The following is an 18,663-nucleotide window of genomic DNA, read 5'->3' on the forward strand; positions in this document are numbered from 1 at the left end:
TCCAGCGCCCCATCTGAGCGCGTCCCCGGGACGCTAGACACTCGGCATCTCACGCATCCTTCACCCGCGTAACACCAGAGCGGTTCGCCCGAGCGGTCGTAGAGTGCGTCGGGTGGAACGCGTGTTGCTGGATGCGGTGGTCGAGACTGACTACGGGCAGTTCGATCTGGGGTGGGGTGGCGACTTCGGGTTCGACGGTGACGCGGACAAGTACTTCGCCGGGCAGGTCAACGGTCTGGTCGGGGCCGCGCATCCGGGTGGTGTCTACCTGCACTTCGGGCGAAGGTCCGGGGGTTCGCCGGTTCGGATCGTGTTGTGTACGGCGGATCCGGGCGCGGCGGAGGAGTCCTGGGAGGACGTCGTCGAGGTGTCGGTCGAGGTCGGGGCCGATGCCGGCTGGTCGTCGTGGTTCGGCGAGGGCGGCGAGCTGGAGGGAATCGCGGCCGGCAGTTACCGGCTGCGGGTCAGTGCGCGGGGGCGGGATGCCGGGCGTGACGGCGAGTTCGCCGACGAGCCGGTGGATGCGTACCTGCTGCAGTTCTGGCCGGCCGAAGGCAGCCCCGACGCGATCTTGCGGGTCGGTAGTCAGGACGCCGAGTACTGGCATCGCGAGTGGGGGAGCCGGCGGTCGCTAGGGTTCGGGCATGGGTGAACTGCGGGAGGCGGCGGACTTTCCGTATCGGTCGGAGTTGCTGGCCAGTCTGAGTGCGTTGATCCTGTTGTGGGAGTCGCCTGGTCTGCAACGGGAGATCCTGACGTCGAGCGGGGAGCCGATCGACCAGCCGGCGCATCAGGCGTTGCGGCATCTGCTGGCGGGGCAGCCGTTGCGGGCGGGCGAGCTGGCGCAGGCGATGGGGACCGGGGCGTCGAACGTCAGCAAGATCGTCAAGCGGCTGGAGGCCGGCGGACTGGTCGCGCGCGAGACGGATCCGGAGGACACCAGGTCGACCCGGATCACGTTGACCGAGGCCGGTTCGGCGGCCGCGCGGCACATCTACGATCTCGGCGACGACATGATCGCGCAGGTACTGTCCCGCTGGTCGTCCCGCGATATCGCCCGGTACACCGAGCTCACGAAACGCTTCACCGAGGACGCGATCGCAGCCGCCGAGGAGATGCGCCGCAACGGACTCACCCGCCGTACGGATTAGAAGTCGGCACCTCGCGACAGCGACTCGTTCGACCGGATGTCGGCCAGGTTCGCCTCCAGGGTGCCGACGGCCGCGTCGAAGCCGCCGCTGCCGAGAACCAGCCGATGCGGTGGTGACTCCAGCTCCATCGCACTCAGTACGGCGGCAACCCCGCGCACCGGATCGCCGGGCTGGTTGCCGTCCTGGTCGATCATCGCCTTCCGTACGGCGTCCAGCTGGGGCAGGTAGGCGTCGACGGTCTCCTGCAGCGGCTCAGCGGCGAACCCCGCATAAGCCCGCGTCCGGAACGCGCCCGGCTCGACCGCCAGCACCTTGATCCCGAACTCGGCCACCTCCTCGCGCAGCACCTCCGTCACGCCCTCGAGCGCGAACTTCGCTGCCGAGTAGTACCCGAACCCGGTGATCCCCCGCAGCCCCGCGACCGACGACATGTTCACGATCCACCCGTTGCCGCGAGCACGCATCCCCGGCAGCACCGCCCGGGTGACCGTGAGGACCGCGAAGAAGTTGAGCTCCATCGACCGCCGAAGGTCATCCGCGGGCATCCCCTCGATCGACCCATACCACCCGCGCCCGGCGTTGTTCACCAGTACGTCGATCCCGCCGAACCGCGCTTCAGCTGTCGCCACCGCCGCCCGGACCTGCTCCTCGTCCGTCACATCGACCTCGAGCACCAGCACGCGCTCCCCGTACGGCGACGCCCACTCGGCCAGCTCGGCCGGGCGGCGCGAGGTGATCGCCACCCGCTCACCCCGAGCCAGGACGGCGTCCGCGAACGTCAGCCCGAACCCACCCGGCGTCCCGCCGGTGATCAACCATGTTTTAGTGTCCATGGCGACACCATAAACTGTCCCCACCGACAGTATCTGACAGGAAGGGTCAGTCGCGGACCGGTTTGCCGGCCTTGATCTTGTTCCAGCGGCGGGTGCAGTACCAGAGGCCGATCCAGCCGAGGCCGAAGCCGGCGGCAGCGGCCCAGATCCACCACTCGAGGCCGTCGCGCTCGAGAGTGGAGCGGAAGAAGAGCAGCACGACGAAAGCGATCGCCCACGCGACGATGCCGACGATGACAGTGGGGATCCCGGACAGGTCGAGAGGTTTGACCTCGGCGTGCACCAGCTCGCCGCGGGCGAGCTGGCTGGTGGGATCGGTGCGCTTCTTGGGCGCGGGCTGCTCCTCCGTCACGGAACCACCATAGACGCCCTGCCCGAAAGGGTTGCTGTTAGTGCTCGCTACCAGCGGGTCCGACCTGGCACCATGCCGTCATGAGCTCGTCCCAGGCCACGACGGCCCGCTCCGGATCGAATCCCTTCGACTCGTTCTTCAAGATCACCGAACGGGGGTCCACGCTCGGCCGGGAGCTGCGCGGCGGCCTCGTCACGTTCTTCACGATGGCCTACATCGTGGTGCTGAACCCACTCATCATCGGCTCGGCGAAGGACGGTGACGGTCAGTTCATCGGTGGTGGACTCGACTCGGGTGCCGCCATCGCGAAGGTCGCGGTCACCACCGCCCTGGTGGCGGGCGTCGTCACGATCCTGATGGGGCTGGTGGCGAACTTCCCGCTGGCCCTGGCCACCGGGCTCGGCCTGAACGCGTTCATCGCGTTCAGCGTCGCGAGCAAGATGACCTGGGCCGACGCGATGGGCCTGGTGGTGCTGGAGGGCCTGATCATCCTGATCCTGGTCCTGACCGGCTTCCGAAAAGCTGTCTTCGAGGCCGTGCCGGTGCAGCTCAAGGTGGCGATCAGTGTCGGCATCGGCCTGTTCATCGCGTTCATCGGCGTCGTCGACGCAGGCTTTGTACGGCGGCCAGGCGCGGCCGGCGGCCCCCCGGTCGAACTGGGTGTCGGTGGCAACCTTCGGGGCTGGCCGGTGCTGGTGTTCGTGGTCGGCCTGATCCTGATCATCGCGTTGTACGCGCGCAAGGTGAAGGGCGCGATCCTGATCGGTATCGTCGCCGCGACGATCCTGGCGATCGTGGTCGAGGCGGTCGCGAAGGTCGGCGGCCGGACCGCGGACAACCCCGGCGGCTGGGGCCTGAGCGTGCCGGCGCTCCCGGACAAGGTGTTCACGACCCCGAACTTCGACCTGGTCGGCGAGTTCAACCTGTTCGGCTCGTTCGAGCGGGTCGGCCTGATCTCCGCGCTGCTGCTGATCTTCACCCTGATGCTGGCCGACTTCTTCGACACGATGGGCACGATGACCGCGATCGGCGCCGAGGCCGGGCTGCTGGACAAGGACGGCAACCCGCCGAACTCGCAGCGCATCCTGGTCGTCGACAGCGTCGCCGCAGCAGCCGGCGGCGCAGCCTCGGTCTCCAGCAACACGTCGTACATCGAGTCCGCCTCGGGTGTCGGCGAAGGTGCCCGGACCGGGCTGGCGAGTGTGGTGACCGGGATCTGCTTCCTGATCTCGATGGTGGTCGCACCGCTGGTCACCCTGGTGCCCTACGAGGCGGCGACGCCGGCCCTGATCCTGGTCGGGTTCCTGATGATGACCCAGGTGAAGGGGATCGACTTCGACGATATCGAGCTCGCGTTCCCGGCCTTCCTGACCATCATTCTGATGCCGTTCACGTACTCGATCACGGCCGGGATCGGCGCCGGTTTCGTCTCGTTCGTGATCCTGAAGGTGGTCCGCGGCAAGGCCCGGCAGGTGCACCCGCTGATGTGGGTCGTGAGTGCCCTGTTCGTGATCTACTTCGCGATCGGCCCGCTGTCGGACTGGCTCACCAACTGAGCCCGGAGCGTCAGATAGTCGGCCCGAGCGATGAACAGATCCCGTAGCTCGGCGCTGACGTTGTCCAGGAACTCCTCGCGGTACGACGAATCGGTGAGCAGCGCGATCGAATAGTAGAGCCCGGTGAAGTTGGCGATGCCGACGGCCACCTTCACCAGGCTCGCGGTCAGCAGCATCTCGTGGCCCATCAGCTGCAGCGGGATCGACCAGGACCCGGGCTCAACCCCCCAGCCCTCGTAGATCTTCGCGTTGAAAGACAGGAGGCCGAAGGCAACGAAGAACAGTCCGACACCGGTGCTCACGACCAGCGCCTGGACCCACTGCCGGATCACCAGGTTGACGCTCAGGTTGAGCCGCTGGATCCGGCGCAACGGCGGATCCGACTTCACGTCGTCCTCGATCGCGTCCAGCTCCTTCGGCAGCCGCACCATCAGGAACAGCGTGCTGAGCACCGTGAACGCGATCACCTGCAGCACGATGAACGCGACCGGCATCCCGGCGAACACCTGCCACATCTCGGTGTTGATGAACAGCACCAGCGAGAACACGAGCAGCAGCGGCAAGGCCCGGATCAGACTGGCCAGCGAGTTCGCCAGCTCGCCGACGATCCGCCGCAGACTCCAGTACGTCGTCGCGATCAGCCCGTAGCCGACCACGACGTACACGGCGCCGACGAGCAACAGGTTGCCGACGGCAATGCCGAAGAACTGTGGCCACCTGTAGTCGGGGTAGAGCGGGAACAATGCCGGCAGCAGCACGAAGACCGCCAGTTCCGGTAGGCCGAAGCGGGTCGGCAACGACCAGAAGGGCCGGCCCCGCAACCCGTTGAGCACCCCGAAGGCGCCGACCAGGATGGTCAGTCCCACAGCGGCCGCCAGGATGTTCTCGTACCAATGCCATTCCAGCTCGGTGGTGCCGAGCATCTCGGCCAGGAACACCAGCGTCAGCAGTGGTGCGGCCCGGTTGTAGATGTCGTGGGTCGGCGAGAAGTCCTCGATGAACAGCGGCAGCCCCGCCCGCCGGAACCGTCGTTCGTAGCGCACCAGCTCGCGCGGCGTTTCCATGGCAGCGAACTCTAGTGCCTCGTCGAGTGCACCCGGGAATACCGCCAGGCGGAACGGCGTTATCCTTAGCAAAGGTAATGAGTTAAGGTAAGGAATATGCCGGAAGTCGTAGCCCAGCAGGTGAAGAGTGACGTGGGGCTCGTGAGTGCCCTGCGGTCGTCGACGTTGCGGTTGTCACGCCAGATCCGGCGCCAGCGCGAGCCCGGTCACGACCTGACCGCGAACCAGCTCGGCGTCCTCGGCGCACTGTCGAAGCACGAGCTGATGACGATCGGCGAGCTGGCCGCCCACGAGCAGGTGAAGCCGCCGTCGATGACGCGGATCGTGTCGAACATGGAGGAGGCCGGGCTCGTGCTCCGGCGTCCGCACCCGACCGACAAGCGCCAGGTCACCGTGGAGCTGACCGGCAAAGCCGACGAGCTGATCCTTGCCAACCGCAAGCGCCGCGACGAGTGGCTGCACGCGAAGCTCAAGCAACTGACCCCTGAGGAGCGCGACATCCTGCGTAAGGCAGCACCTGTTCTCGAGCGGCTGGCGGCCAAGTGAGTCCGACCTTCCGCGCTTTCCACGTCCGCAACTTCCGGCTGTACGCCACCGGTGCCATCGTCTCGAACGTCGGCACCTGGATGCAGCGGGTCGCGCAGGATTGGCTGGTCCTCGAGCTCACCCACTCCGGTACGGCGCTCGGTATCGTGACCGGTCTCCAGTTCGCCCCGGCGTTGCTGATCGGCCCGTACGCCGGTCTGGTCGCCGACCGTTTCCCCAAGCGCAAGCTGCTCCAGATCACCCAGGTCTGGATGGCGGTCGCCGCGCTCACGCTGGGTGTCCTGACCGTCACCGGTCTGGTCGAGCCGTGGCACGTCTTCGTGATCGCCTTCCTCTTCGGGATCGGTACGGCGTTCGACGCCCCGGCCCGCCAGTCGTTCGTGGTGGAGATGGTCGGCCGCGATGACCTGTCCAACGCGGTCGGGCTGAACTCGGCCTCCTTCAACGCCGCCCGCCTGATCGGCCCCGGTCTGGCCGGCCTGCTGATCCACTGGATCGGCACCGGCCCGGTGATCATCATCAACGGGTTGAGCTACGCCGCGGTGATCTTGTCGCTGCGCCTGATGCGCACCTCCGAGCTGCACACGCCCAAGGTCGCGGCCCGTGACAAGGGGATGATCCGCGACGGGATGCGTTACCTGTGGCGCCGGCCGGATCTGATGATGGTCCTGGTCACGGTCGCCTTCGCCGGCATGTTCGGGCTGAACTTCCAGCTCACGTCGGCGTTGATGGCGGTCGAGGCCTTCCACAAGGGCGCGGGGGAGTACGGCATTCTCGGCTCGATCCTCGCGATCGGCTCGCTGGCCGGCGCGCTGCTGGCCGCCCGCCGGGTCCGGATCCGCGCCCGGATGGTGATCGGTGCCGCGATCGCCTTCGGTCTGCTGGAGGTCGTGAGCGCGCTCATGCCGACGTACCTGACCTTCGCCCTGATCCTCCCGCTGGTCGGCCTCGCCTCGCTGACGATGCTGACCACCGCGAACGCGACCATGCAGCTCAGCATCGAGCCGACCATGCGCGGCCGGGTGATGGCGCTCTACATGACGGTCCTGATGGGCGGTACGACGATCGGTTCGCCGCTGATCGGGTTCGTCGGGCAGGAGCTCGGCGCTCGCTGGTCGCTGATCGTCGGCGGCGGCCTGACCGTGCTCGGCGCGATCGGCTCCGTGTTGTACTTCTCGCGCCGCCGCGGCCTGTCGATCCGCCCGCGGCTGCTCCCGCGCCCGCGGCTCGAGATCCTCCCGCAGTCCGAGATCCTCGCCGACAAGGCCGTCGTCGAGACCGGCCCGGCCAAGGATCCGCGGGTGGCTTAGGCCCGCTTTGTCCGATGGACGTTGAAGACTCACCGAATCCGTAGCCACTTCGGCGGAACCTTTCTAAGCTGAGGGCCACCTGGGCAGCCGCCCGCCCAGGGAGGACGGAGCCCGTGGAATGCCGCCTGTGCGCGCCTTCTGGCTGCTGCTGAGCGGTTACACCGCCTCCTCGTACGGCAACTACCTGAACCTGGTCGCGCTCGGGTTGTTCAGCTTCCACTGGTCCCAGAGCACGTGGGTCACGGGTGCGGTGATGGCGATCCGGCTCGGTTCCGGGTTCCTGGCCGGGCTGGTCTCCGGCCGGATCCTGCTCCGGCTGCCGCGCCGGCCGCTGCTGGTCGGACTCGATCTGCTGCAGGCGGCGGCGATGGTGGTGCTGATCCTGGCGCCGAGTCTGGTCACGCTGGTGGCGGTGGCGGTGATCCTCGGGTTCGGCAACACGACCTTCGTGGTCGCGCTGCGCAGCGCAATCCCGGAGCTGGTCGGTGCGGATCAGCGTGCCCGGGCCAACGGGCGGGTGGTGACCGGGAGGTCGCTGGCCAGCGTGTTCGGGTTCGGTACGGCGGCGCTGGTGATCGACCTCGGCGGCTACGACCTGGCCTTCGGGGTGAACGCAGCGTCGTTCCTGGTCTCGGCGATTCTGCAGGCCTTCGTGACCTGGCCCCAGCGAACCTCCGCGCAGAGCTCCGCCGAACCTGCGAGTGCCCGCGAAGAGGATCAGCCGGAGGCGGACGCGGCTCGGACTGACCGCGGCTCGGCTGGGCGGTGGCCTTGGCAGTACTTGCCGGCGCTGGTCGTCGGGATGATCGCCGTCCGGGGTGTCGATGCGCTCGCCTCCGCCGGGCACAATGTCGCGCTCCCGATCTACGCCACCCTCACCGCGCCGGACAACCCCGCCGCCGTGAGTGCACAGTTCTTCACCGCCTGGGCGATCGGCAGCGTGAGCGCCCACCAGCTGGTCAGCAGGTTCCTGAAGCGGCTCGACCACCGCGCGTTCGCCGCCGCGACCTGCGCTATGTCGGTGTTTTTCGTGCTCGCCTTCACTGGGTTGCCCGCGGCCGGCCTGATCGCGGTCGCGTTCCTGGCCGGGCTCGCCGACGGGGTGAGCGAGATCGGCTACCTGTCCACCTTGCAGAGCCGGCCCGAGCATCAGCGGACCCGGGTCTTCGGGTTGTCCGCGAGCGTGGAGAACTCCGCCTTTGCGGGCGGGATGCTGCTCGCCGGCGGCCTGCTCGACGTGCTGCCGGTGTTCCCGGTGGTCGCAGGTCTGCACGGGGTCGCGGTGACCGGCGTACTGATCTTTCTGCTGTTGTCGAGTGGGTTGTTCCCGAGGAGGCATCATGGTGAACTCGTCGATCGCGCACGGCCCCCGGCTCGCGCCGACCGCGGCTGATGCGGCCGATGCGGTTCAGGCGCTGCTCCGGGCCGCCGCCGAGTTCCCAACGGCTGGAGCGCGGACGCCTGCCGGGCTACTGACCTACCCGGAGCTGCTCGACCGGGCGCGCCGGATTCTGACCGGCCTGCGGGAGCGCGGTGCCGCGTCCGGTGACGCGGTCATCCTGCACGGTCTCGCGGCGGAGGACTTCTTCGGAGCGTTCTGGGCCTGTCTCCTCGGCGGGATGCGGCCCGCACCCATCAGCGACCCGGCGGCGATAGGACGCCTTCGTCATACCTGGGAGCTGCTGGAAGAACCGCTGATCCTGACCGATCGCACGAGCGCCGTGGCACTCGACCTGTCCACGCTGGCGGTCGAGGACCTCGCCGGACTGGAGCCGGCTGAAGAGTTGCACCAGCCGAAGCCGTACGACGTCGCCGTACTGATGCTGTCGTCGGGCAGCACCGGCGCACCGAAGGCTGCTGCGCTCACGCACCAGGCGCTGGCCGAGTTCGCGGCGGGATCGCGGCTGCTCCTCGACCTGCAGCCCGGCGAGACCATGCTCAACTGGCTGCCGTTGGATCACAGCGGCGCGCTGCTGCTGTACCACGTGCTCCCGGTGTTCGTCGGCGCGACCGGGATGCATCTCCCGACGGCCGACGTACTCGCGAATCCGCTGCTCTGGCTGGAGAAAGTCGCGCAGTACGAGGTACAGCACACCTGGTCGCCGACCTTCGGATTGCAGCTCGTCGCCGATGCGCTGACTGGTAGCGGGCCTGAGCTGAGCAGTGTCCGGTCGCTCTTGTGCGGAGGCGAGCAGGTCGCCCTGCCGGTCGTCGAGCGGTTCTTCGCGGCCACGGCCGGATCGGGCCTGGAGCGTTCCTGCTTCCGGCCGGTGTGGGGAATGGCCGAGACGACGACGGCGATCACCTTCGGCCGACTGACCGATGAAGGCTGTGTGATCCGGGTACTCAAGTCGTCGCTGGACGGTGCAGTGGAGATTGCGGATCCGGACGTGCCTGAGCCGGACTGCTCGACGTTCGTCGCGGTCGGTGCGCCGGCGCCGGGTTCATCGGTCCGGGTGGTCGGCGCGAACGACGAAGTGCTGCCCGAGCTCCGGATCGGGCGGCTGCAGGTGCGGTCCAACCGCGTCACCTCGGGCTATGCGAACAACCCTGCTGCGACGGCGGCTGCACTGCCGGACGGGGAATGGCTGCGGACAGGGGATCTGGCGTTCGTTGCCGACGGGCAGGTGGTGATCACCGGCCGCGAGGGAGACACGGTGGTGCTCAACGGGAACACGGTGTTCTGCCACGAGATCGAGGGAGTGGCCGCGGCTGCTGCAGGCGTCAATCTGCACTCTGTCGGGGCGTGCGGGGTGCCGAACGCGGCGACCGGGACCGAGGACCTGGTGGTCTTCGTCGAGGCGGGCGACAAGGTGATCCCGGCGGTCAAGGCGGCCGTGTTCCAGCAACTCCGGTTGCCGGCCGAAGTGGTCGTCGTACCGGCGGGGGAGTTCCCGCGGACCGCGAGCGGGAAGGTCCGCCGGAGCGAACTGCGGGAGCGGTACCTGCAAGGCCGGTACGACGCTCGCCGGCCGGCCACGGCTCGTGAGGTGGCGGCCGAGGTCAGCCGGTTGGTTGCGGAGCTGGCGGGACGGCCGGTGGCGCCGGAGGTGCCGTTCTACGAGTTGGGTCTGACGTCGGTCAAGCTGACGCGGCTTCGGGCGATGCTGGCCGAGCGTTTCGGGATCGAAGTACCGGCGACGGTTCCGTTCGAACACCCGACGGCAGCGGCGTTGGCCGGCTGGATCACGGGTGCTGAACCGCTCGCAGTGCAAGGAGCCGCTGCCGATTCCGGGGCTGAGGATCGCCGGGTCGCGATCGTCGGGATGGCGGCGCGGTTCCCCGGGGCGCGGACGATCGGCGAGTTCTGGACGAACCTGTGTGGGGGCGTGGACAGCGTGTCCACTGCGGCCGGCGCGGACGGATGGGTGCGCGCGGGTGGAGTGCTCGATGATGCGGAGTCGTTCGACGCGGCGTATTTCGGGTTGTCGCCGAAGGAGGCCGCGCTCACCGAACCGGCCCATCGACAGTTCCTGGAGGTCGCCTACGAGGCCTTGGAACACGGGGGTTACGCGGACTCGGCCGGGCAACGGATCGGTGTCTACGCCGGATCGGGCATGAACCTCTACGGGCATCAGGATCTGCTGAACTCACCTGCTGGCGACCGGCCCGACGACGTACCGACGGCGATGCAGGCGACGATCGGTACCACGCTGGACTTCCTCGCCAGCCGGGTCGCGTACCGGCTCGGGCTGACCGGGCCTGCGATCGGAGTGCAGACCGCGTGCTCGACGTCGCTGGTCGCCGTACATCTGGCTGTCCAGGCGTTGCTCGCGTCGGACACGGATCTCGCGCTGGCGGGTGCGGCAGCGGTTCGGTTGCCGCAGGACGCGGGGTATCGGTACGTGCCGGGGTCCATCCTGTCGCAGAGTGGTCGCTGCCGGCCGTTCGACGCTGACGCGGACGGGACGGTTGGCGGGAACGGCGTCGCGGCGGTGTTGCTGAAGCGGCTGGACCGTGCGCTCGCCGATGGGGACACGATTCACGGCGTGATCCTCGGCAGCGCGGTGAACAACGACGGGACGAGCAAGGTCGGATTCACCGCGCCGAGCGTGTCCGGCCAGGCCGAGGTGGTACGGCGGGCGCTGGAGCGGGCCGGCGTTGGTGCCGACACGATCTCGTACGTCGAAGCGCACGGAACGGGGACCGCGCTGGGGGATCCGGTGGAGGTCGCGGCGCTGGCCCAGGTCTTCGGTTCGTCCAGCGACCGTCCGGTGAAGTGTGCGCTGGGGTCGGTCAAGGCGAACGTCGGGCATCTGGATTCGTGCGCGGGGATGGCCGGCCTGATCAAGACCGTCCTGATGCTGCGGCACGGTCAACTGGTCCCGACGATCAACCTGAACCGGCCGAATCCGGAGCTGCGGATCGAGAGCAGCCCGTTCGAGCTGGTCACGTCGACTCGCGACTGGCCGGCCGGTGCGGGGCCGCGGCGGGCCGGGGTCACCGCGCTGGGGGTTGGTGGGACCAACGCGCACGTCGTACTGGAGGAACCCCCGCTCGCTGCTCGCCCGATCGACGCTGCCGAGGCGGTGGTTGTGCCGGTGTCGGCGACGTCGGCTGCTGCTCTCGAGCAGCTGGTTGGTTCGCTGCGGGACGAGTTGGTGGCTGCGCCGAGTCTGGCCGCGGCTGATATCGCGACGACGTTGGCGCTCGGGCGGCGACACCATCAGCATCGGGTCGCCGTTGTCGGCACCGATGCGAGCTCGCTGGCCACTGCGCTCAGCCAGGTGACGGTCTCGGAGCCGAGTGCACCAGGCCCGCTGGCCTTCGCGTACTCGGGCCAGGGGGCGTCGTACCCAGGCATGTCTGTTTGGCTCGCGACGCGGTTCGAGGTGGCGCGGACGGTGTTCGACGAGGTGACACAGGTGCTCGGGGAGGACGTTCTCGGTAGCGAGCGGGCCGAACTCGGCCAGGTCAGCCTGTTCGCGAACCAGGTGGCCTGGACAGAGGTCTGGCGGGCGCTCGGCGTCGTACCGGACGTGGTCCTCGGGCACAGCGCCGGCGAGTACGCCGCTCTGTACGCAGCAGGCGGATTGTCGCTTGCCGATGGGGTGCGGCTGCTGGCACGACGCGGTGAGCTGATGTGCACGCGGATGCAGCCCGGCGCGATGCTCGCTGTCGCCGTGGACCACGCGGCGGGGGAGAAGCTCGCCGCCGAGTGCGGCCTGGAAGTTGCCGCGGTCAACGGTCGGGACCGGCTGGTCCTCTCAGGTGCTGAGGAGCTGATGCCCACCGCGACCGAGATCCTGGACCGCAGCGGGGTCGCGTGGCGCCGCATGCCGGTCACCCTGGCGTTCCATTCCACCCTGGTCGACCCAGTACTGGACGACCTCCGAGCAGCCGCCGAACAGCTAACCTTCCAGCCCCTCACCACACCCTTCTTCAGCGGCCTAGACGGCTCACTCCGCACCCACGTCAACAGCCAGTACGTCGTCGACCACGCCCGCCGCCCCGTCCGCTTCGACCTAGCCGCCACCGCCGCAGCCACCCACGGCGCCACCCACTTCCTAGAGCTAGGCCCCGACACAACCCTGACCCCCCTAGGCCGCCGAGCCACCCCCAACTCCACCTGGCTCCCCACCCAACGCCAAAACTCCAAAACCCAGTTCTCCGAAACGGTCGCCACCCTCTACCGCACCGGCACCCCCCTCACCTGGACCGCCCTAACAACCGGCCACCGAATCCCCCTCCCCGGCCACCCCCTAACCAGAACCCCCATCCCCCACCCCACACCCCCCGCCCCGAACCCAACCACCGCGCCGACTCCAGCGGGGAGTGCCGAGCCGGCCCCGGTGGGGAGTGCCGCGCTGCCTTCGGTGGGGAGTGCCGCACCGGCCCTGCAAGGGAGTGCCGCGCTGGGCGTTCCGGTGGGGAGTGCCGCGCCGGCTCCAGAGGGGAGTGCCACGCCGGCCCCGCAGGGGAGTGCCGCGCTGCCCCCGGTGGGGAGTGCCGCGCCGGCTCTGGAGGGGAGTGCTGTGCTCGGGAAGCTTCGGGAGTTGCTTGCACCGGTGCTCGGGGTGCAGCCGGAGGACATTGCTCCGGACGTCTCGTTCCTGAGCCTCGGCGCCGACTCGCTCTCCCTCATGCGCCTGGTCGGCGACCTGACCGACACCTTCGGCGCCACCGTCCCCATGCGCTCCCTGTTCGGCGACGTCGACACCCTCACCAAACTCGCCAACCACCTCACCTCCGCAACGATCACCACCCCACCCCAGCCCGCAGCACCCCCCGCGGGCCTCGGCCACCGCCCACCTCAGCCACCGCCTACCTCAGCCACCGTGCCCAGGCTTACGTACCCAACAGACGGCCGGAGCGGCGACCAGCCACAAGCCCACCCTGTCGGCCGCATGGTCACCAAGCCGATCGAGCCACCGCCAACAGCAACCACCGCCGAGCCACCTCAGCCACCCACAGCCAACGCCCCCACGAACATCCAGCAGATCATCGACCGGCAGCTCGACATTGCCGAGCGCATGATGGATCGCCTCACCACCCTCATGTCCGAGCAGCTGACCGCCCTCAGCAGCACCCCGGCGCCGACGGCAACCCCCGCACCCGTCGTACCGACTCAAGAGGTGCAACGCCAACCAGCTCCAACACAACAAGCAGCCACCACCCACCAGACCAGCTGCGACTTCAGCCTGTACTTCTTCGGCGACTACCCCGACTCCGCAGCACAGGACAAGTACGGCCTCATCCTCAGCGCCACCGAGTTCGCCGACCAACACGACTTCCACTCCGTCTGGCTGCCCGAGCGGCACTTCCACTCCTTCGGCGCCCTCTTCCCGAACCCCTCCGTCCTCGCCGCCGCCCTCGCCACCCGAACCACCCAGATCCGCCTCAACGCCGGCTCAGTCGTCCTCCCCCTCCACCACCCGATCCGCGTAGCCGAGGAATGGTCCGTCGTCGACAACCTCTCCGGCGGCCGCATCGGACTCTGCATCGCCAGCGGTTGGCACGCCCGCGACTTCGTCCTCGCCCCCGATGCCTACGGCAACCATCGCACCGAGATGTACGACCGCCTCGACACCGTCCGCCGACTGTGGACCGGCGAGACGATCACCGCAACCGCCGGCAACGGCGAACCCACCGAGATCCAGCTCCACCCCAAGCCCATTCAGCCCGAGCCGCCGCTGTTCACCGCCGTCGTCGGCAACCCCGAGTCGTACAAACTCGCCGCCCGCAACGGCCTCGGCGTCGTCACCAACCTGATGGCGCAATCGGTCGAGGACCTCGCGGCCAACATCGCCCTCTACCGCTCCACCCGCGCCGAGCACGGCCTCGACCCCGCTGCCGGCCGGGTGGTCGTCCTCCTGCACACCTACCTAGGCGACGACCTGGAGACGGTCCGGGCAGCGGCGTACCAGCCGTTCTGCGACTATCTCCGCTCCTCGCTCTCCCTGTTCGGCCAGGTGACGAACAGCCTCGGATTCCAGATCGATCTGGAGAAGACCGCCCCCGACGACGTCGATTTCCTGCTCGGCCAGGCCTATCAGCGGTACTGCGAATCGCGCGCCCTGATTGGTACGCCGGACACCTCCCGCGCGATCGTCGACCAGCTGATCGCGATCGGCGTGAACGAGGTCGCCTGTTTCGTCGACTTCGGCCTGAACCCGGACCAGGTCATGCACAGCCTGTCCGCAGTCGACGGACTCCGCGCCGAGTACGTCGACCGCGCGCCCGCGACCGAGGAGCCGGTCGACGAAGGCCGCGCGCTGACGCCCCCCGAGCAGCGGATCTGGTTCCTGGAGCAGCTCAACCCAGGAGCGAACACCTACCACGAACCGAAGGCGATCGAGCTCCGCGGCCTGCTGGATCCGGCGGCTCTCCAAGGTGCGCTGCAGCGGGTCGTCGACCGTCATCCCGCCCTCCGAACGGAGTTCCGGGACATCGACGGCGAGCCCCGGGCCTACGTCAGACCGGCCGCCCCCATCGACTGCCCCCTGGTAGATGCTGAAGGCAACGACATCCAATCCCTGCTGTACGACGTCCGCCTCGGCGAACTGGATCTCGGGAGCGCGCCACTGGTTCGGGCCCGGCTGGTCCGCCTCGCCGCGGACCACCACGTACTGCTCCTCGTCGGCCACCACATCGTCTGGGACGCCGCGTCCACCCCGGTCGTCGTCCGCGACCTCGGCAGCTACTACCAGGCCTGGCCCGCCGACCCCGGCCTGCCACCGGCCGCCGACGGACTCCGGGAGCCACAACCGGCGGACCAATCCGCAGCCTTCTGGCTGGCCGAGCTCGACGGTGCGCCAGAGCTCCGTTTCCCCACCGACCGACCGCGGTCGCAAACCTGGACCGGTCAGGGCCGCTCGCTGACCAGGACTCTGGACAGCTCGTTGAGTGCCCGCGTGAGCTCTCTCGCCGCGAGCGAGGGCATCACCATTTTCAGTGTGCTGCTAGCAGGCCTCGGTGTCGTGCTGTCCCGCTTCAGCGGTCAACGCGACTTCGTCATCGGCACCGGCGTGTCCGGCCGGGACCGGGCTGCGACCGACGCCGTCGGCATGTTCGTCGACACCCTCCCGCTCCGGCTCCGCCTGCCCGAAGGCGCCGGCTTCGCCGAGCTGGCTCGCTCCCTCGGCCTCGCCATGATGGATGCGGTCGACCATCGCGACGTACCGTTCGAGCAGATCGTCGCCGAGCTCAACCCGGAGCGCTCCGGCAGCCGCAACCCGCTGTTCGGTGTGATGGTCGAGTTCGAGCGGGGAGCCGATGAGGTCTCCTTCGCCCCCGACATCTCGGTCGCGCTCCTGGACCTGCCGAGCGAGCGGGCCCCGATGGACCTGATGCTGTATCTGACCGCTCCCGCGACAGGCATCGAATGCGTCGTGGAATACGACACGAACCTGTTCGACGAGACCACGATCGGCCGGCTGCTGGACTACCTCGAGCTGACACTCGAGGGCGCGACGGAGCCGGTGTTGTCCCGTCCGGACGAGCAGTTGCTGCCCGAGCTGGAAGGCGAGCCGGGCGCAACGCCGGAGTACTGCTTGCATCAGTTGTTCGAGCATCAGGTTGCCCTCAACCCACAGGCGATCGCACTCTCCGGCGACTTCGGTGAACTGACCTACGCCGAACTCGACCAGCGAGCGAACGACGTCGCCGCCGCGCTGACCGAGTTCGGAGTCAGCCCCGGGGAGCTGGTCGCCTGCTGTCTTCCGCGCGGGACCGAGCAGATCGCCGTACTGCTGGGAGTCCTCAAGTCGGGCGCCGGCTATCTGCCGTTGGACCCGGAGACCCCACCGGATCGGTTGCGGTTCCTGCTCGATGACGCGCGCCCGGTTGCCAGGGTGACGTGTGCGGGTATGCCGGACCTCGGGGACGGGCCGACGCTCCGCCTGGAAGACCTCGCACCTGGTGGACCGGTAGCGGCGAAAGTCGGGCCCGGCGACCTCGCGTACGTGATGTACACGTCCGGATCGACCGGTAGGCCGAAGGGCGTGCTGGTCCCACACCGTGGCCCGGTGAACCACATCCAGGCCTACGTCGCGACCCATCCGGCCACCAGGACCCTGCAGTGGGTCTCACCGACGTTCGACGTCAGCATGCATGAGATCTTCACGACGTTCGCCGCAGGTCAGACGCTGGTCCTGATCCACGACGACAGCCGGTACGACGCGGTGCAGCTGGCCGCGAAGATCCGCCAGTACGACGTCGAGCGGATCGCGATGCCGTTCAGCGCCGTCCACGCGCTACTCGCGACCCGGCCCGAGCTGCCCTCGCTGCGGGAGATCTACTCGGCCGGCGAGGCGACGACACCGGGTGCCGCCGAGCACGAGTTCCTCTCCGCGCATCCGGAATGCGTTCTGTACAACGGATACGGCCCGACCGAGTCCTCGATCATCGTGACCGAGCACCGGGTCGGTCCGGGGGAGACCCAGCCGCCGATCGGGCGGCCGATCCAGGGAGTCCGGGTTCGCGTGCTCGACGCGGATCGCCGGCCGGTACCGATCGGAGCGGTCGGCGAGATCTGTGTCGGAGGGGTGTGCGTCACCGACGGCTATCTGAACCGGCCGGCCGAGACGGCCGCGGCATTCTTCGCACCCGGCTGGTACGCGACTGGGGATCTCGGGCGGTGGCGTGCCGACGGGACGCTGGAGTTCCACGGGCGAGTCGACGACCAGGTCCAGCTGCGTGGCGTACGGATCGAGCCGGGCGAGGTGCGGGCCGCGATCCTCGACCATCCAGACGTGAGTGCGGCTGCTGTCGTGGTGCTCGACGGCGAGCTGGTCGGGTACACGGTCGGTGCTGCCGACCACGGCAAACTGACGGACCACCTCGCCGAGCGGTTGCCGCGGTATCTGGTGCCGCGCCGATGGGTCTCGCTGGAACAGTTGCCCTTGACAACCACTGGCAAGCTCGACCGGAGTGCGCTACCGGCACCGACAACCGGCCGAGCGAAGGTTGCCCCGGCCACCGCAGCGGAGACGGCAGTTCATGCGGTGTGGTGCGAGGTGCTGGAACGTGCCGACGTCGGCGTGACCGATTCCTTCTTCGAGCTGGGTGGGCACTCCCTCCTCGCCGTCCGATTGCTGAATCGGTTGTGCGAGGCAACGGATACGGACCTGACGCTGTCCGAGTTCTTCCGCGCACCCACCATCCGCGCCCTGGCGGCACAGGCCGGCCCAGAGGTCGCGCCGTTGACATTTGCTCAGCGACGCGCACTTCAGCGGCATCGCGGTCGTGCGGACGGCTCGATCTACAACAGCCTCGGCCGGGTCGACATCAGTGGCGCTCTCGATCCGGAGCTCCTGCGGCGCGCGCTGCAGGAGTTGGTGCAACGTCATGGCGCGTTGCGGACCAGGGTCTTCGAGGATCGGCAGGAAGTGCTGGCGAATGTGACGGTCGCACTACCGGTGGAGGATCTGCCGGACGACGAGGAGCGGATCCGGGACTGGTGCCTCGCGACCGCGAAGCCGGCGCTCGAGCCGAGCGAGGCGCCGCTCTGGCGGGTCCGGCTCGGCCGAGTGTCCGCGGATCGATGGGTTCTGGTGCTGGCCGTCCACCACATCGTCTTCGACGGCTGGTCGCAGGGACTGTTCTGGTCGGAGCTCTCCGCCTTGTACCGGGGCGAGGAGCTGACCGGCCCGGCCGCCCAGTACGCCGACTATGCCCGCTGGGAACACGAAACCCTGACCGGAACCAACCGGGCGAAACTCGAAGCGTTCTGGCGGGACGAACTTGCGGGCGCCACGGTCCGCCCGGCGATTCCGCTCGACCATCCGCGCCCCGCCGTACTGTCCGGCCGCGGTGCTACCCACCACGTGGATCTGCCGGATGACCTGACCGAGGCGCTGCGAACGACCGCGGCCACGGCCGGGACCACGCCGTACATCCTGATCGCGACCGCCTTCGCCGAGTGGATGGGAGGGCTCTGCGGCCACGAAGAAGTCGTCCTCCCGGTGTCCAGCGCCCGCCGCCGCCATACCGACCACGAGGGGATCATCGGCTATATCGGCGAAGCGGTCCTCGTTCGAGTCAGGCTCGATGCCGACGATCTGGTCGCGGAGACCGCCAGGTCGGTCTACTCCGCCCTCGACCATGAGGCACTGCCGCTGGCTGAGGTCGTCCGCGTCGCGCTCCCGCACGAGGCCGGCCTGCCCTACCCCGCCGTCCTCTTTACCGTGATCACCAACCCACCCGCCAGTTTGACTCTCCCGTGGGGTGAGTTCGCTGTCCGCGCCCAACCCTCCGCGGATCTGGCCCGGACCGAGTTGTACGTCGTCTTCACCCTCACTGAGACCGCGTTCACCCTGGATATCGAGTACTCCACCGACCTCTTCACCCCGGCCACCATCACTTCGTGGGCCGGTGCGTTGATCCAGCAGCTGACCGACCGATGCTGACG

At 68.6% G+C, this 18,663-nt stretch carries 10 protein-coding genes; 7 read left to right on the top strand and 3 right to left on the bottom strand.

Going from position 1 to position 18,663, the window contains the following annotated elements; genetic code table 11:
• Positions 1-112: 112 nt before the first annotated feature.
• Both ACFCV3_RS17985 and ACFCV3_RS17990 read left to right on the top strand, forming a co-directional pair.
• Entirely contained in the window at positions 113-652 is a 540-nt protein-coding gene (locus ACFCV3_RS17985) for a hypothetical protein (protein ID WP_376031110.1), read from the top strand.
• Positions 645-1,151: a MarR family winged helix-turn-helix transcriptional regulator gene (locus tag ACFCV3_RS17990; protein ID WP_376031111.1), complete on the top strand. Its 507-nt coding sequence runs from the start codon at positions 645-647 to the stop codon at positions 1,149-1,151. Before ACFCV3_RS17985 ends, ACFCV3_RS17990 begins: the two co-directional genes overlap by 8 nt.
• On the opposite strand, the gene ACFCV3_RS17995 is transcribed toward ACFCV3_RS17990, so the two are convergent.
• On the bottom strand, positions 1,148-1,984 hold the full coding sequence (locus ACFCV3_RS17995; protein WP_376031112.1) for an SDR family NAD(P)-dependent oxidoreductase: 837 nt from the start codon (positions 1,982-1,984) through the stop codon (positions 1,148-1,150). The genes ACFCV3_RS17990 and ACFCV3_RS17995 overlap by 4 nt on opposite strands.
• 46 nt (positions 1,985-2,030) lie before the next feature.
• Positions 2,031-2,336 (bottom strand): DUF2530 domain-containing protein, encoded by a 306-nt coding sequence (locus tag ACFCV3_RS18000; protein WP_376031113.1) that lies wholly within the window; start codon positions 2,334-2,336, stop codon positions 2,031-2,033.
• An 80-nt stretch (positions 2,337-2,416) separates the two neighbouring features.
• Between ACFCV3_RS18000 and ACFCV3_RS18005 the strand changes: the two genes are divergently transcribed.
• Entirely contained in the window at positions 2,417-3,892 is a 1,476-nt protein-coding gene (locus ACFCV3_RS18005; protein ID WP_376031114.1) for an NCS2 family permease, read from the top strand.
• Here the strand turns inward: ACFCV3_RS18005 and ACFCV3_RS18010 are convergent.
• Positions 3,850-4,956 carry a hypothetical protein gene (locus ACFCV3_RS18010; protein WP_376031115.1) on the bottom strand — a complete coding sequence of 369 codons (1,107 nt, stop codon included), beginning with the start codon at positions 4,954-4,956 and terminating at the stop codon, positions 3,850-3,852. The genes ACFCV3_RS18005 and ACFCV3_RS18010 overlap by 43 nt on opposite strands.
• A 96-nt stretch (positions 4,957-5,052) precedes the next feature.
• On the opposite strand from ACFCV3_RS18010, the gene ACFCV3_RS18015 reads away from it, so the two are divergent.
• The 4 genes from ACFCV3_RS18015 to ACFCV3_RS18030 all read left to right on the top strand — a co-directional run bounded on the left by ACFCV3_RS18015 (position 5,053) and on the right by ACFCV3_RS18030 (position 18,661).
• Positions 5,053-5,502 carry a MarR family winged helix-turn-helix transcriptional regulator gene (locus tag ACFCV3_RS18015; RefSeq protein ID WP_376031116.1) on the top strand — a complete coding sequence of 150 codons (450 nt, stop codon included), beginning with the start codon at positions 5,053-5,055 and terminating at the stop codon, positions 5,500-5,502.
• Positions 5,499-6,812 (top strand): MFS transporter, encoded by a 1,314-nt coding sequence (locus ACFCV3_RS18020; protein WP_376031117.1) that lies wholly within the window; start codon positions 5,499-5,501, stop codon positions 6,810-6,812. The genes ACFCV3_RS18015 and ACFCV3_RS18020 overlap by 4 nt, the downstream gene beginning before the upstream one ends.
• A gap of 118 nt (positions 6,813-6,930) precedes the next feature.
• A complete protein-coding gene (locus ACFCV3_RS18025) occupies positions 6,931-8,205 on the top strand; it encodes an MFS transporter (RefSeq protein ID WP_376031118.1) in 1,275 nt (424 codons plus the stop codon).
• Entirely contained in the window at positions 8,153-18,661 is a 10,509-nt protein-coding gene (locus ACFCV3_RS18030; protein ID WP_376031119.1) for a MupA/Atu3671 family FMN-dependent luciferase-like monooxygenase, read from the top strand. The genes ACFCV3_RS18025 and ACFCV3_RS18030 overlap by 53 nt, the downstream gene beginning before the upstream one ends.
• The last annotated feature ends 2 nt before the right edge of the window (positions 18,662-18,663 follow it).

The organism is Kribbella sp. NPDC056345 (assembly GCF_042262745.1).
Lineage (GTDB): Bacteria > Actinomycetota > Actinomycetes > Propionibacteriales > Kribbellaceae > Kribbella.

Coding starts and splice junctions, on each gene's coding strand:
- ACFCV3_RS17990 (WP_376031111.1), top strand. CDS start 645: ATGGGTGAACTGCGGGAGGCGGCGGACTTTCCGTATCGGTCGGAGTTG.
- ACFCV3_RS17995 (WP_376031112.1), bottom strand. CDS start 1,984: ATGGACACTAAAACATGGTTGATCACCGGCGGGACGCCGGGTGGGTTC.
- ACFCV3_RS18005 (WP_376031114.1), top strand. CDS start 2,417: ATGAGCTCGTCCCAGGCCACGACGGCCCGCTCCGGATCGAATCCCTTC.
- ACFCV3_RS18010 (WP_376031115.1), bottom strand. CDS start 4,956: ATGGAAACGCCGCGCGAGCTGGTGCGCTACGAACGACGGTTCCGGCGG.
- ACFCV3_RS18015 (WP_376031116.1), top strand. CDS start 5,053: ATGCCGGAAGTCGTAGCCCAGCAGGTGAAGAGTGACGTGGGGCTCGTG.
- ACFCV3_RS18025 (WP_376031118.1), top strand. CDS start 6,931: ATGCCGCCTGTGCGCGCCTTCTGGCTGCTGCTGAGCGGTTACACCGCC.
- ACFCV3_RS18030 (WP_376031119.1), top strand. CDS start 8,153: ATGGTGAACTCGTCGATCGCGCACGGCCCCCGGCTCGCGCCGACCGCG.